This window comes from Geobacillus sp. 46C-IIa, assembly GCF_014679505.1.
Classification (GTDB): domain Bacteria; phylum Bacillota; class Bacilli; order Bacillales; family Anoxybacillaceae; genus Geobacillus.
This window is the reverse complement of record NZ_CP061474.1, coordinates 2902222-2916417: the sequence shown is the minus strand read 5'-3', so window position 1 is coordinate 2916417 and position 14196 is coordinate 2902222. Positions and strand designations below refer to the sequence as shown.

At 53.5% G+C, this 14196-nt stretch carries 5 protein-coding genes, 21 tRNA genes and 3 rRNA genes; 28 read left to right on the top strand and 1 reads right to left on the bottom strand.

Going from position 1 to position 14196, the window contains the following annotated elements; all coding sequences use genetic code 11:
- Nucleotides 1–130: 130 nt before the first annotated feature.
- The 24 genes from IC803_RS14680 to IC803_RS14565 all read left to right on the top strand — a co-directional run bounded on the left by IC803_RS14680 (nt 131) and on the right by IC803_RS14565 (nt 8435).
- Nucleotides 131–1688 (top strand): 16S ribosomal RNA (locus IC803_RS14680).
- A gap of 681 nt (nt 1689–2369) precedes the next feature.
- Nucleotides 2370–5298: ribosomal RNA gene (locus tag IC803_RS14675) — 23S ribosomal RNA — on the top strand.
- A 97-nt stretch (nt 5299–5395) separates the two neighbouring features.
- A 5S ribosomal RNA gene (gene rrf, locus IC803_RS14670) occupies nt 5396–5512 on the top strand.
- The 16S, 23S and 5S rRNA genes sit together here with 21 tRNA genes alongside, the layout of an rRNA operon.
- A gap of 9 nt (nt 5513–5521) precedes the next feature.
- Nucleotides 5522–5597, top strand: a tRNA-Val gene (locus tag IC803_RS14665).
- A gap of 172 nt (nt 5598–5769) precedes the next feature.
- Nucleotides 5770–5846: transfer RNA gene (locus IC803_RS14660), tRNA-Met, on the top strand.
- A 3-nt stretch (nt 5847–5849) separates the two neighbouring features.
- A tRNA-Asp gene (locus IC803_RS14655) sits at nt 5850–5925 on the top strand.
- 177 nt (nt 5926–6102) lie between these two features.
- Nucleotides 6103–6178, top strand: a tRNA-Phe gene (locus IC803_RS14650).
- A gap of 15 nt (nt 6179–6193) precedes the next feature.
- Nucleotides 6194–6266 (top strand) — tRNA-Thr (locus IC803_RS14645).
- 274 nt (nt 6267–6540) lie between these two features.
- Nucleotides 6541–6613: transfer RNA gene (locus IC803_RS14640), tRNA-Lys, on the top strand.
- A 7-nt stretch (nt 6614–6620) separates the two neighbouring features.
- A tRNA-Gly gene (locus tag IC803_RS14635) sits at nt 6621–6695 on the top strand.
- A 7-nt stretch (nt 6696–6702) separates the two neighbouring features.
- A tRNA-Leu gene (locus tag IC803_RS14630) sits at nt 6703–6788 on the top strand.
- A 3-nt stretch (nt 6789–6791) separates the two neighbouring features.
- Nucleotides 6792–6865: transfer RNA gene (locus tag IC803_RS14625), tRNA-Arg, on the top strand.
- Nucleotides 6866–6870: 5 nt separating this feature from the next.
- Nucleotides 6871–6944: transfer RNA gene (locus IC803_RS14620), tRNA-Pro, on the top strand.
- Nucleotides 6945–6953: 9 nt separating this feature from the next.
- Nucleotides 6954–7029, top strand: a tRNA-Ala gene (locus IC803_RS14615).
- Between the two features lie 17 nt (nt 7030–7046).
- A tRNA-Met gene (locus tag IC803_RS14610) sits at nt 7047–7120 on the top strand.
- Nucleotides 7121–7132: 12 nt separating this feature from the next.
- Nucleotides 7133–7209 (top strand) — tRNA-Ile (locus tag IC803_RS14605).
- Between the two features lie 17 nt (nt 7210–7226).
- Nucleotides 7227–7317: transfer RNA gene (locus IC803_RS14600), tRNA-Ser, on the top strand.
- Nucleotides 7318–7349: 32 nt separating this feature from the next.
- Nucleotides 7350–7425 (top strand) — tRNA-Thr (locus IC803_RS14595).
- Between the two features lie 8 nt (nt 7426–7433).
- A tRNA-His gene (locus IC803_RS14590) sits at nt 7434–7506 on the top strand.
- A 172-nt stretch (nt 7507–7678) separates the two neighbouring features.
- Nucleotides 7679–7749 (top strand) — tRNA-Gly (locus IC803_RS14585).
- Between the two features lie 5 nt (nt 7750–7754).
- Nucleotides 7755–7831, top strand: a tRNA-Ile gene (locus IC803_RS14580).
- A gap of 353 nt (nt 7832–8184) precedes the next feature.
- Nucleotides 8185–8259 (top strand) — tRNA-Asn (locus IC803_RS14575).
- Nucleotides 8260–8265: 6 nt separating this feature from the next.
- Nucleotides 8266–8358: transfer RNA gene (locus tag IC803_RS14570), tRNA-Ser, on the top strand.
- A gap of 5 nt (nt 8359–8363) precedes the next feature.
- A tRNA-Glu gene (locus IC803_RS14565) sits at nt 8364–8435 on the top strand.
- A gap of 177 nt (nt 8436–8612) precedes the next feature.
- Here the strand turns inward: IC803_RS14565 and IC803_RS14560 are convergent.
- Nucleotides 8613–9278 (bottom strand): B3/B4 domain-containing protein, encoded by a 666-nt coding sequence (locus IC803_RS14560; protein ID WP_081207602.1) that lies wholly within the window; start codon nt 9276–9278, stop codon nt 8613–8615.
- 52 nt (nt 9279–9330) lie between these two features.
- Here IC803_RS14560 and queG point away from each other — a divergent pair, with 52 nt between their 5' ends.
- The 4 genes from queG to IC803_RS14540 all read left to right on the top strand — a co-directional run bounded on the left by queG (nt 9331) and on the right by IC803_RS14540 (nt 14115).
- The gene (queG, locus tag IC803_RS14555) at nt 9331–10473 is read left to right on the top strand and encodes a tRNA epoxyqueuosine(34) reductase QueG (RefSeq protein ID WP_081207603.1); all 1143 of its coding nucleotides are present in this window, start codon (nt 9331–9333) and stop codon (nt 10471–10473) included.
- A gap of 58 nt (nt 10474–10531) precedes the next feature.
- Nucleotides 10532–11398, top strand: coding sequence for an amidase domain-containing protein (locus IC803_RS14550; RefSeq protein ID WP_081207604.1), 867 nt, complete (start codon nt 10532–10534; stop codon nt 11396–11398).
- A 23-nt stretch (nt 11399–11421) separates the two neighbouring features.
- On the top strand, nt 11422–11895 hold the full coding sequence (gene trmL / locus IC803_RS14545; protein WP_081207605.1) for a tRNA (uridine(34)/cytosine(34)/5-carboxymethylaminomethyluridine(34)-2'-O)-methyltransferase TrmL: 474 nt from the start codon (nt 11422–11424) through the stop codon (nt 11893–11895).
- Between the two features lie 324 nt (nt 11896–12219).
- Nucleotides 12220–14115, top strand: a complete 1896-nt coding sequence (locus tag IC803_RS14540) for a PrkA family serine protein kinase (RefSeq protein ID WP_063166712.1) — start codon at nt 12220–12222, stop codon at nt 14113–14115.
- Nucleotides 14116–14196 lie beyond the last annotated feature (81 nt).

Genomic DNA, 14196 nt, shown 5'->3' with positions numbered 1-14196 from the left:
GAATAAAAAAATGTTGACAACCAATAATAAAAATGCTAATATGTAAAAGTCGCTTCAAGAGAGCGAAAGAAACAAAAATAAGCTTGTTCCTTGAAAACTGAACGAAACGAAGCGCAAGCCAATCAACTTTCTATTGGAGAGTTTGATCCTGGCTCAGGACGAACGCTGGCGGCGTGCCTAATACATGCAAGTCGAGCGGACCGAATGAGAGCCTGCTCTTGTTTGGTCAGCGGCGGACGGGTGAGTAACACGTGGGCAACCTGCCCGCAAGACCGGGATAACTCCGGGAAACCGGAGCTAATACCGGATAACACCGAAGACCGCATGGTCTTTGGTTGAAAGGCGGCCTTTGGCTGTCACTTGCGGATGGGCCCGCGGCGCATTAGCTAGTTGGTGAGGTAACGGCTCACCAAGGCGACGATGCGTAGCCGGCCTGAGAGGGTGACCGGCCACACTGGGACTGAGACACGGCCCAGACTCCTACGGGAGGCAGCAGTAGGGAATCTTCCGCAATGGACGAAAGTCTGACGGAGCGACGCCGCGTGAGCGAAGAAGGCCTTCGGGTCGTAAAGCTCTGTTGTGAGGGACGAAGGAGCGCCGTTTGAACAAGGCGGCGCGGTGACGGTACCTCACGAGAAAGCCCCGGCTAACTACGTGCCAGCAGCCGCGGTAATACGTAGGGGGCGAGCGTTGTCCGGAATTATTGGGCGTAAAGCGCGCGCAGGCGGTTCCTTAAGTCTGATGTGAAAGCCCACGGCTCAACCGTGGAGGGTCATTGGAAACTGGGGGACTTGAGTGCAGGAGAGGAGAGCGGAATTCCACGTGTAGCGGTGAAATGCGTAGAGATGTGGAGGAACACCAGTGGCGAAGGCGGCTCTCTGGCCTGCAACTGACGCTGAGGCGCGAAAGCGTGGGGAGCAAACAGGATTAGATACCCTGGTAGTCCACGCCGTAAACGATGAGTGCTAAGTGTTAGAGGGGTCACACCCTTTAGTGCTGCAGCTAACGCGATAAGCACTCCGCCTGGGGAGTACGGCCGCAAGGCTGAAACTCAAAGGAATTGACGGGGGCCCGCACAAGCGGTGGAGCATGTGGTTTAATTCGAAGCAACGCGAAGAACCTTACCAGGTCTTGACATCCCCTGACAACCCAAGAGATTGGGCGTTCCCCCTTCGGGGGGACAGGGTGACAGGTGGTGCATGGTTGTCGTCAGCTCGTGTCGTGAGATGTTGGGTTAAGTCCCGCAACGAGCGCAACCCTTGCCTCTCGTTGCCAGCATTCAGTTGGGCACTCTAGAGGGACTGCCGGCTAAAAGTCGGAGGAAGGTGGGGATGACGTCAAATCATCATGCCCCTTATGACCTGGGCTACACACGTGCTACAATGGGCGGTACAAAGGGCTGCGAACCCGCGAGGGGGAGCGAATCCCAAAAAGCCGCTCTCAGTTCGGATTGCAGGCTGCAACTCGCCTGCATGAAGCCGGAATCGCTAGTAATCGCGGATCAGCATGCCGCGGTGAATACGTTCCCGGGCCTTGTACACACCGCCCGTCACACCACGAGAGCTTGCAACACCCGAAGTCGGTGAGGTAACCCTGACGGGAGCCAGCCGCCGAAGGTGGGGCAAGTGATTGGGGTGAAGTCGTAACAAGGTAGCCGTACCGGAAGGTGCGGCTGGATCACCTCCTTTCTAAGGACGAAAAGCGGAAGCGCCGCGATCGGCTCTCGAAGCCAAATGTTCTTCACCCGCAGGGGTGCTTGCACCCCGAGGGGGAAGGTGATTTGGCAGAAGAGAGCCAGGCGCTGGAGCTAGACAGTACGAAAAGCGAAGGCCGCCCGCCTATCGGCGAAACGCGCTGGAGGGCCTGCGAGGAGGCTGTCGCCGCCGCAGCAGGACCGAAGCGTCGCGAGCCGATGGCGGCCGGAGCTAGACAGTACGAAAAGCGAAGGCCGCCCGCCTATCGGCGAAACGCGCTGGAGGGCCTGCGAGGAGGCTGTCGCCGCCGCAGCAGGACCGAAGCGTCGCGAGCCGATGGCGGCCGGAGCTAGACAGTACGAAAAGCGAAGGCCTCTAACGGCCCGCCATGAACAAATCGCGCTTTCGTTTCGTTCAGTTTTGAAGGAATGAGAATTCCTTCAACTACTTCGTTTGCGTCTGTGCCTGAGTCTGCTAGCAGGGCTCAGGGGAGCCGGATTCCTCGGCACAAAGTCGCAGGGGAGCCTGATCAAAGCAGTAGCTTTGCGTCTACAAGCGGATTCAGAGGAGTCAGATTCCTCGACGCAAACCAGCGAAGAAGCAAGCTCGATGGAGCTACTTCGTTCCTTGAAAACTAGATAACCGATAAACAAAGGAAGAAGCCGAGACGCTTTAGGTTAAGCTAGAAAGGGCGCACGGTGGATGCCTTGGCACTAGGAGCCGATGAAGGACGGGGCAAACGCCGAAACGCTCCGGGGAGCTGTAAGCAAGCGTTGATCCGGAGATGTCCGAATGGGGGAACCCCCTGTCCGTAATGGGACAGGATCCATGCCTGAATCCATAGGGCATGGAGGGCACACCCGGGGAACTGAAACATCTTAGTACCCGGAGGAGAAGAAAGCAAACGCGATTCCCTGAGTAGCGGCGAGCGAAACGGGAACAGCCCAAACCAAGAGGCGTGCCTCTTGGGGTTGTAGGACCGCTCATATGGGAGTGAGAAAGGAACGGGGTAGACGAACCGGTCTGGAACGGCCGGCCAGAGAAGGTGAGAGCCCTGTAGTCGAAACTTCGTTCCCTCCCGAGCGGCTCCTGAGTACGGCGGGACACGGGAAATCCCGTCGGAAGCAGGGAGGACCATCTCCCAAGGCTAAATACTCCCTAGTGACCGATAGTGAACCAGTACCGTGAGGGAAAGGTGAAAAGCACCCCGGAAGGGGAGTGAAAGAGAACCTGAAACCGTGTGCCTACAAGTAGTCAGAGCCCGTTTATGGGTGATGGCGTGCCTTTTGTAGAATGAACCGGCGAGTGACGATGGCGTGCGAGGTTAAGCCAAGCAGGCGGAGCCGCAGCGAAAGCGAGTCTGAACAGGGCGCATGAGTACGTCGTCGTCGACCCGAAACCAGGTGATCTACCCATGTCCAGGGTGAAGGCCGGGTAACACCGGCTGGAGGCCCGAACCCACGCACGTTGAAAAGTGCGGGGATGAGGTGTGGGTAGGGGTGAAATGCCAATCGAACTTGGAGATAGCTGGTTCTCCCCGAAATAGCTTTAGGGCTAGCCTCAAGGTAAGAGTGTTGGAGGTAGAGCACTGATTGGGCTAGGGGCCCTCATCGGGTTACCGAACCCAGTCAAACTCCGAATGCCAATGACTTATCCTTGGGAGTCAGACTGCGAGTGATAAGATCCGTGGTCAAGAGGGAAACAGCCCAGATCGCCAGCTAAGGCCCCTAAGTGCACGTTCAGTGGAAAAGGATGTGGAGTTGCGAAGACAACCAGGATGTTGGCTTAGAAGCAGCCACCATTTAAAGAGTGCGTAATAGCTCACTGGTCGAGTGACTCTGCGCCGAAAATGTACCGGGGCTAAACGTGCCGCCGAAGCTGCGGGATGACCGTTGGTCATCGGTAGGGGAGCGTTCTAAGGGCAGAGAAGCCAGACCGGAAGGACTGGTGGAGCGCTTAGAAGTGAGAATGCCGGTATGAGTAGCGAAAACAGAGGTGAGAATCCTCTGCGCCGAAAGCCTAAGGGTTCCTGAGGAAGGTTCGTCCGCTCAGGGTTAGTCGGGACCTAAGCCGAGGCCGAAAGGCGTAGGTGATGGACAACAGGTGGAGATTCCTGTACCACCTCCTTCCCGTTTGAGCGATGGGGGGACGCAGGAGGATAGGGTGAGCAGGCGGCTGGAAGAGCCTGTCCAAGCAGTGAGGCTGGCCAGCAGGCAAATCCGCTGGCTAAAAGGCTGAGCTGTGATGGCGACGGATTCGATCCGGAAGTCCCTGATTCCACACTGCCAAGAAAAGCCTCTAGCGAGGGAAGAGGTGCCCGTACCGCAAACCGACACAGGTAGGCGAGGAGAGAATCCTAAGGCGCGCGGGAGAACTCTCGTTAAGGAACTCGGCAAAATGACCCCGTAACTTCGGGAGAAGGGGTGCTCTTTCGGGTGATGAGCCTGGAAGAGCCGCAGTGAAAAGGCCCAAGCGACTGTTTATCAAAAACACAGGTCTCTGCGAAGCCGAAAGGCGAAGTATAGGGGCTGACACCTGCCCGGTGCTGGAAGGTTAAGGGGAGCGCTTAGCGCAAGCGAAGGTGCGAACCGAAGCCCCAGTAAACGGCGGCCGTAACTATAACGGTCCTAAGGTAGCGAAATTCCTTGTCGGGTAAGTTCCGACCCGCACGAAAGGTGTAACGACTTGGGCACTGTCTCAACGAGAGACCCGGTGAAATTATACTACCTGTGAAGATGCAGGTTACCCGCGACAGGACGGAAAGACCCCGTGGAGCTTTACTGCAGCCTGATATGGAATTTTGGTATCGCTTGTACAGGATAGGTGGGAGCCTGAGAAGCCGGAGCGCCAGCTTCGGTGGAGGCGGCGGTGGGATACCACCCTGGCGATATTGAAATTCTAACCCGCACCCCTTAAGCGGGGTGGGAGACAGTGTCAGGTGGGCAGTTTGACTGGGGCGGTCGCCTCCCAAAAGGTAACGGAGGCGCCCAAAGGTTCCCTCAGAATGGTTGGAAATCATTCGGAGAGTGCAAAGGCACAAGGGAGCTTGACTGCGAGACGGACAGGTCGAGCAGGGACGAAAGTCGGGCTTAGTGATCCGGTGGTTCCGCATGGAAGGGCCATCGCTCAACGGATAAAAGCTACCCCGGGGATAACAGGCTGATCTCCCCCAAGAGTCCACATCGACGGGGAGGTTTGGCACCTCGATGTCGGCTCATCGCATCCTGGGGCTGTAGTCGGTCCCAAGGGTTGGGCTGTTCGCCCATTAAAGCGGTACGCGAGCTGGGTTCAGAACGTCGTGAGACAGTTCGGTCCCTATCCGTCGCGGGCGCAGGAAATTTGAGAGGAGCTGTCCTTAGTACGAGAGGACCGGGATGGACGCACCGCTGGTGTACCAGTTGTCCCGCCAGGGGCACTGCTGGGTAGCTATGTGCGGACGGGATAAGCGCTGAAAGCATCTAAGCGTGAAGCCCCCCTCAAGATGAGATTTCCCATCGCCAAAAGCGAGTAAGATCCCTCGAAGATGACGAGGTCGATAGGTCCGAGGTGGAAGCGTGGCGACACGTGGAGCTGACGGATACTAATCGATCGAGGGCTTAACCTATGAGCGGCTTCTTCCCAAAGGTTATCTAGTTTTGAAGGAATGAAAAAAAGCTTGACAACAAATTAACTTTCCTTATAATAAAACTTGTCCATTATTGCCTAGTGGTGATAGCGGAGAGGAAACACCCGTTCCCATCCCGAACACGGAAGTTAAGCTCTCCAGCGCCGATGGTAGTTGGGGCCAGCGCCCCTGCAAGAGTAGGTCGCTGCTAGGCACGATCAATGGAGGATTAGCTCAGCTGGGAGAGCACTTGCCTTACAAGCAAGGGGTCGGCGGTTCGATCCCGTCATCCTCCACCACTTTCAAACACTGTATCGTCGCGGGGTGGAGCAACGAGCGTTTGCTTCATTGAATACACTGCGAGTTGCCCCGACGCATTCTGCTTCCTTGAATCAACTGGTAGAGGCAGGGGCGATGATCATACGAAACAAAAATTCAGTGCATTATCGAAGTAAGTTCATTTTCTATCGTCGCGGGGTGGAGCAGTCCGGTAGCTCGTCGGGCTCATAACCCGAAGGTCGCAGGTTCAAATCCTGCCCCCGCAACCAAATGGTCCCGTAGTGTAGTGGTTAACATGCCTGCCTGTCACGCAGGAGATCGCGGGTTCGAGTCCCGTCGGGACCGCCATTGTTTTAAAATTATGAAAATAGATGGGAGATAAAAAATCACGTGTAGCTCGACAGCTCAGTCGCTAGAGACGAGCATCAACATCATCGAGTTGCCTCGACGCATCGAGCATCTTTGAATCAGCTGGTAGTGGAAGAGGCACAGAGCAGTTCAATGAGCGGGATAAAAATAGTATATGGCTCGGTAGCTCAGTCGGTAGAGCAAAGGACTGAAAATCCTTGTGTCGGCGGTTCGATTCCGTCCCGAGCCACCATTATCATGCCAATATGCCGGCTTAGCTCAATTGGTAGAGCAACTGACTTGTAATCAGTAGGTTGCGGGTTCAAGTCCTGCAGCCGGCATCCCTTATTTTACTCGAGAAAGTTATAAGCCATTAGGTTTGGTTACAGTTGCCTCGACGCACCAAGCTTCCCTGAAACAGCTGGTAGAGGAAGAGGCAGGTAGAGCTTATTAGTACTTAGAGTGTCGTTATAACTATGAGCCATTAGCTCAGCAACGAGCGATGCATCTTCGAGTTGACTGCGAGTTGCCTCGACGCACCAAGCTTCCCTGAAACAGCTGGTAGAGGAAGAGGCAGGTAGAGCTTATTAGTACTTAGAGTGTCGTTATAACTATGAGCCATTAGCTCAGCAGGTAGAGCATCTGACTTTTAATCAGAGGGTCGGAGGTTCGAGTCCTCCATGGCTCATCATTTTGCGGAAGTAGTTCAGCGGTAGAACACCACCTTGCCAAGGTGGGGGTCGCGGGTTCGAGCCCCGTCTTCCGCTCCACTCGCCCGCCGGGGTGGCGGAATTGGCAGACGCACAGGACTTAAAATCCTGGGGTAGGTAACTACCGTGCCGGTTCGAGTCCGGCCCTCGGCACTTGCGCTCGTAGCTCAATTGGATAGAGCATCTGACTACGGATCAGAAGGTTAGGGGTTCAAATCCTCTCGAGCGCGTTCACCGGGAAGTAGCTCAGCTTGGTAGAGCACACGGTTCGGGTCCGTGAGGTCGCAGGTTCAAATCCTGTCTTCCCGATTTTCCTGTGGGGCCTTAGCTCAGCTGGGAGAGCGCCTGCTTTGCACGCAGGAGGTCATCGGTTCGATCCCGATAGGCTCCACCATTTCACTATATCATTTTGGCGGTGTAGCTCAGCTGGCTAGAGCGTACGGTTCATACCCGTGAGGTCGGGGGTTCGATCCCCTCCACCGCCACTATTATTTATTGGACCTTTAGCTCAGCTGGTCAGAGCAGACGGCTCATAACCGTCCGGTCGTAGGTTCGAGTCCTACAAGGTCCACCATTATTATGTTACTTTTTGGAGGAGTACCCAAGTGGTTGAAGGGGTCGGTCTTGAAAACCGAGAGGCGTCGCAAGGCGCGCGGGGGTTCGAATCCCTCCTCCTCCGCCATAATGATTGTGCAACTTAGGTCAATCTGTTGTGCCGGCTTAGCTCAATTGGTAGAGCAACTGACTTGTAATCAGTAGGTTGCGGGTTCAAATCCTGCAGCCGGCACCATCAATGTGGCGGCTATGGCGAAGTGGTTAACGCACCAGATTGTGGCTCTGGCATGCGTGGGTTCGATTCCCACTAGTCGCCCTTTCTCTTCCCTTATCTTTGTTGCGGGTGTAGTTTAGTGGTAAAACCTCAGCCACGAGCCCTAACTTCATCGAGTAGGCTACGAGTTGCCTCGACGCACTCTGCTTCTTTGAGAATGCTTGCAGAGGAAGAGGCATGAAATTGCGTGACGAGTGGTAGAAGAAATCTGTGTGCGGGTGTAGTTTAGTGGTAAAACCTCAGCCTTCCAAGCTGATGTCGTGGGTTCGATTCCCATCACCCGCTTTGATGGGCCTATAGCTCAGCTGGTCAGAGCGCACGCCTGATAAGCGTGAGGTCGGTGGTTCAAGTCCACTTGGGCCCACCATTTTCCATTGTGCATTGTCAGATGATTCGCTATAATATAAAGTGAGCATCTTTGATCATTCCGCAATCGCTCAGCGACGAGCCTTAGCTTCATCGAGTAGACTGCGAGTTGCCTCGACGCACTCTGCTTCTTTGAGAATGCTTGCAGAGGAAGAGGCATGAAATCGCGTGATGAGTGGTAGAAGAAGTCTATGTGCGGGTGTAGTTTAGTGGTAAAACCTCAGCCGCGAGCCTTAGCTTCATCGAATAGGCAGCGAGTTGTCCCGACGCATCCAGCTTCTTTGAACTCGCTAGTAGAGGAAGGGACAGGGCAGGGTTATGAGCGCGGTTTCCTCATCATTCCGCTGTTATCGTTCCGCAATAGCTCAGCGGTAGAGCAACCGGCTGTTAACCGGTAGGTCGTAGGTTCGAATCCTACTTGCGGAGCCATTTCATGGAGAAGTACCCAAGTGGCTGAAGGGGACGGTTTGCTAAACCGTTAGGTCGCAGTTTTGCGGCGCGCGGGTTCAAATCCCGCCTTCTCCGCCATGTTTGGCCCGTTGGTCAAGTGGTTAAGACACCGCCCTTTCACGGCGGTAACACGGGTTCGAATCCCGTACGGGTCACTTGAGTTTTTGGCACCAGAGCGTTCTGGTGCCCTTTTATACAGCTGTTTTTGTCGATTTTTGCGCTTTTTCTTGTCATGTGCATACGGTTTTGTTATAATGAGTATCGTTAGTTTTAAATATTGGGGACAACGCAGTGTTTCGTTTCGTCAAAGAACGGGGCATTGCGTTTTTTTATTATACTAGCAACCGCGCTTCGGCCTCGCCGCCATGGATTTGCGTAAACATCGTTTGAATGGCCTGAAGCTGGCGGTTGGCGGCATCTTCGGTCATCGACGGAAGAAAATAAACAATTTGCAAAGCGTTTTTCGTTTCTTTCGTCACCGCTGTGCGCTCGGAATCAACGATCGGGCTGCCGAACGGGCCGCGCTCATCTTTGCTGACGAGTTTATTGGCAAAGTTGACGGAGCGGCCATTTAGGGCTATGTACCCGTCATGTTCTGTGCCTACGGCGATAGTCACCGATCCTTCGATGCGGTCAAGATCGTAAATGCCGAGTGGAATTTTATAATAGAGCGAAAAGAAGTTGTTGACATCGACCGCTGAATGGATTGGTGGAATAAAGTTCCTTTTCTGGATGCGTCGGTATAAGCTTTCGCTTGACGGCCGGTAACGACCCGGATCCGTGCCAATTTGTTTAAATGCCTGCCGCCATTCGGCGAGTTCAGGAATGTCGGCGATGGCCTTCTCCTGCAGCTCAACGTAAATCGACTCTTGAAACAGTTCAAGCCGCCCTTTTAACATTTGCGGCGAGTCGCCGACTTCGATATGGCGATAGCGGATGACGCCGAATTTGCCGGAAGGAAGCCGTTGTTTTAGTTCTTCCGATAGGATGCATCTCATGCGAATCACCTCGCGTTTTATTTTACCATACACCTCGAGGGGAGGGAAAACAATGGATGTTGCAGCATTGAAACAGGAAGTGATTGAATACAGCCGGTCGATCGGCATTGATAAAATCGGGTTTGCAAGCGCTGATCCGTTTGTGGAGCTAAAGGAGCGGCTGCGCCGACAACAGGAGCTTGGCTATCAGTCCGGGTTTGAAGAGCCGGATATTGAAAAGCGGACAAATCCGTCGCTTCTTCTGTCCGAGGCAAAGTCGATCATTGCCATTGCGCTCGCTTACCCATCGAAAATGAAAGACGCCCCGCGCGGGACAAAAACGGAGCGGCGCGGCCTTTTTTGCCGCGCGTCTTGGGGAAAAGATTATCATGACGTGTTGCGGGACCGTTTGCAGAAGCTGGAAGAATTTTTGCTTGCTAAGGTGCCGCACGCCCGCGTCCGTTCGATGGTGGATACGGGAGAGCTCGCTGACCGAGCGGTGGCAGAGCGGGCGGGGATCGGCTGGAGCGGGAAAAACTGTTCCATCATTACACCGGAGTTTGGTTCGTATGTGTATTTGGGAGAGATGATTACAACGATTCCGTTTCCGCCTGATGAGCCGATCGAAAACCGATGCGGCACGTGTACGAAATGCATCGATGCGTGCCCGACCGAGGCGCTCGTGCAGGGGGGGCAGCTAAACGCGCAGCGGTGCATCTCGTTTTTAACGCAAACGAAAGGCTTTTTGGCCGACGAGTTCCGTGAGAAAATCGGCAACCGGTTGTACGGCTGCGACACGTGCCAGTTGGTCTGTCCGGAAAATAAGGGGAAGGATTTCCACCTGCATCCGGAGTTTGAGCCAGATCCAGAGGCAGCGAAACCGAAGCTGATCCCGCTTCTTCAGATCAGCAATCGCGAGTTTAAAGAGAAGTTTGGGGCGATGGCTGGCTCATGGCGCGGGAAAAAACCGATCCAGCGCAACGCGATTTTGGCGCTCGCTCATTATAAAGACAGGACAGCAGTGCCGTATTTATTGCAGCTGTTGAAAGAAGACAGCCGGCCGGTCATCCGGGGAACAGCGGCGTGGGCGCTTGGAAAAATTGGGGATGTAAGCGCCAAGCGATATCTCGAAGAGGCAAGACAGGCAGAAACAGATCCAGATGTGGCCTCTGAAATTGAAAAAGGGCTGAAACTGTTGGCGGAGGTCAAGGAATAGGGAAAAAACTTCAGCTTCCTCACATAAGGTAGTAACAAAAACGAAAGTGGGGAGCGCCATGAAAAAGCAGTTGCGTAATTGGCTCGATGAGCGGGCGCGTTCGTTTGTCTCGGAAAGCGGTGTTCGGGGCGATGAGGAAATCGCTAGAAAGCAGCAACTTTGCCAAAGGCGCGGCGCGGAAATCGTCCGATGCACGATTCGTGGACAAATTGTCGGCAGGCAGACGGTCGAGCGGGAGACAAAGGTGGTTTATATTGCCCATCATCAATTTTTAATTAAACACGGGGCGACTCTCTATATGGAGGAGCAAGTCGAGGAGCGGTGCGCCCGTTTTTTGGGCGACGAGCTGGTGGACGATCAACGGATCAGCCGCATGGGGGAATACGTTGAAGCGCCTCGTGTCGAGCGTGAGCGATGGACGGGTGAGCGCCTTTCTTACCAATATGACCGCGCCCAAGCGGTGCGGTATGCGGAAACGTGGTGGAATCGGCATAACCCGGCGTTTCCGTCTTTTCCTGTTGATTGCACGAACTTTGTTTCTCAATGCTTGTATGCGGGCGGAGCGCCGATGACTGGCTATCCAAACCGGGCGCGGGGCTGGTGGTGCCAAAACGGGAGCTGGAGTTACAGCTGGGCGGTCGCCCACTCGCTGCGCTGGTATTTGAGCGGGTCGCGCATCGGTTTGCAGGCCGTGGAAGTCCCGGAACCGGAACAATTGATGGCAGGCGATGTCATTTGTTATGATTTTCAAGGGGATGGACGCTTTGATCATTCCACGATCGTAGTGGCCAAAGACCAAGACGGGATGCCGCTGGTGAACGCCCATACGACGAACAGCCGGATGCGTTATTGGTCATACGAGGATTCGAGCGCCTATACCCCGAACATTCGGTATAAATTTTTTCACATCATTGACCGCAAATAAACGATGTTGTTGAGGTGAATGAAATGCCGCTTCATGTTGTGCTATACCAACCAGAAATTCCAGCCAACACCGGGAACATCGCCCGCACGTGCGCGGCGACGGATACGGCGCTTCATTTGATCCGTCCACTCGGATTTTCAACGGACGATAAAATGTTAAAGCGCGCTGGGCTTGACTATTGGACGCATGTCAACATTTCGTATTACGATTCGCTTGACGAGTTGTTTGCTCGGTTTCCGCACGGGGAGTTTTACTTTATTACCAAGTTTGGCCGACAATATTACGACTCATTTGACTTCAGCGATACGGAAAAAGACATTTTCTTTGTATTTGGCCGCGAAACGACCGGGTTGCCGAAGGAGCTGCTCGAGGCCAACATAGATCATTGCCTGCGCATTCCGATGAACGACAAAGTCCGTTCGCTGAACTTATCAAATACGGCGGCGATTTTAGTGTATGAGGCGCTGCGCCAGCAACGGTTTCATGGGCTGTCATAAACAAAAAAACGACCTTCGCTATGGAGGTCGTTTTTTTGGGCTTTATTGTTTGACGCCGGGTTTGTCTTCGTAGCCAGCCGTGAAAATGGCTGTTAAAAAGGCGACGATCACTCCTAGCACAAGCAATGTGCGCATCGTTTTTTCCTCCCTTGCAATGAAAGTGGCACGCGTTTCCCCTTTATTATAACGAATATGGCCAAGCATGTGAATGACTGCCGCTGGCTGTTCGAAGACAAAATTTTTTTTGCGGCGAATGATACGGGACATCCTCGCATAAATTGTAATAATCTTGCTGTTAGACATCCAAGGGTGAGGAGGTCCTTTATGGATATTTTAAGAAAAATCGCACGGTACCGGGAAGAGGAAGAACGGCTGAGATGGGAAGGGACGTTCGCCGAGTATTTAGAGATTTTAAAAGAAAAGCCGTGGGTGGCCCAGTCGGCTCATTCGCGCGTTTATAATATGATTAAAGATGCCGGAGTAGAAGAGGTGAACGGGCGGAGACGGTATAAGTTTTTCAGCCGGCACTTGTTTGGGCTCGAGGAGGCGCTTGAACGGTTAGTTGAAGAATATTTCCACCCGGCGGCGAAGCGGCTTGATGTGCGCAAACGGATTTTGCTGCTGATGGGGCCGGTCGGCGGCGGGAAGTCAACGTTGGTGACGCTCCTGAAGCGCGGACTTGAGGAGTACTCCAAAACGGAGCGCGGCGCCGTTTATGCGATTAAAGGGTGCCCGATGCATGAAGATCCACTCCACCTCATTCCTCACCATTTGCGTGACGATTTTTACCGTGAATACGGCATTCGCATTGAAGGGGAGCTGTCGCCGCTCAATATGATGCGTCTTGAGAAAGAATATGGCGGTCGAATTGAAGACGTCATGGTCGAACGCATTTTCTTCTCGGAAAATCGGCGCGTCGGCATCGGGACGTTCAGCCCGTCCGACCCGAAATCACAAGATATCGCTGATTTGACGGGAAGCATCGATTTCTCGACAATCGCTGAGTATGGCTCGGAGTCCGACCCGCGGGCGTATCGGTTTGACGGCGAGCTGAACAAAGCGAACCGTGGCATTATGGAATTTCAAGAAATGTTAAAGTGCGATGAAAAATTTCTTTGGCATTTGCTGTCGCTGACGCAAGAGGGCAACTTCAAAGCTGGACGGTTTGCGTTGATCAGCGCTGATGAGCTGATCGTCGCGCACACGAATGAAACGGAATACCGGTCGTTTATTGCCAACAAAAAGAATGAAGCGCTCCACTCACGCATCATCGTGATGCCGATTCCATACAACTTGCGTGTCTCTGAAGAAGAGCGCATTTATGAAAAAATGATTCGTGAAAGCGATGTCGCTGACGTGCATATTGCCCCGCACACGCTGCGCATTGCGGCCATGTTTACGATTTTGACGCGGCTGAAAGAATCGAAACGGCCGGATGTGGACTTATTGAAGAAAATGCGCTTGTATGACGGGGAGATGATTGAAGGGTTCAACGAAGTTGATGTCGAAGAGCTGAAAAAAGAACATCCGGACGAAGGAATGAGCGGCATCGACCCGCGTTATGTCATCAACCGCATTTCAGCCTGCATCATCCGGAAAGAAGTGCCGTCGATCAACGCGCTCGATGTGCTTCGTTCGCTGAAGGAAGGGTTGGATCAGCACCCATCCATCTCCAAAGAAGACCGTGAACGATATTTGAACTTCATCTCGCTTGTGCGCAAAGAGTATGACGAAATCGCCAAGCAAGAGGTGCAAAAGGCGTTCGTGTATTCGTATGAAGAATCGGCGAAAACGTTGATGGATAACTATTTAGACAACGTCGAAGCGTATTGCAACAAAACGAAACTGCGCGACCCGCTCACCGGCGAGGAAATGAATCCGGATGAGAAGCTGATGCGCTCGATTGAAGAACAAATCGGCATTTCCGAAAATGCGAAAAAGGCGTTCCGCGAAGAAATTTTAATCCGCATCTCCGCCTACGCTCGCAAAGGTCAAAAATTTGATTACAATTCGCATGAGCGGCTGCGCGAAGCGATCCAGAAAAAGCTGTTCGCCGATTTGAAAGACATCGTGAAAATTACGACGTCAACGAAAACTCCCGATGAGCAGCAACTGAAAAAAATTAACGAAGTCGTCGCCCGTTTGATCGATGAGTACGGGTACAATTCCACCTCGGCCAATGAATTGCTCCGCTATGTCGGCAGCTTGTTGAACCGCTAGGCATGCCTCGAGCGCTGGGGCATGCTTTTTTTACGTCGACAATTGGGCTTGTCCACCTCTTCCCCACTTTTCTATTTTCCG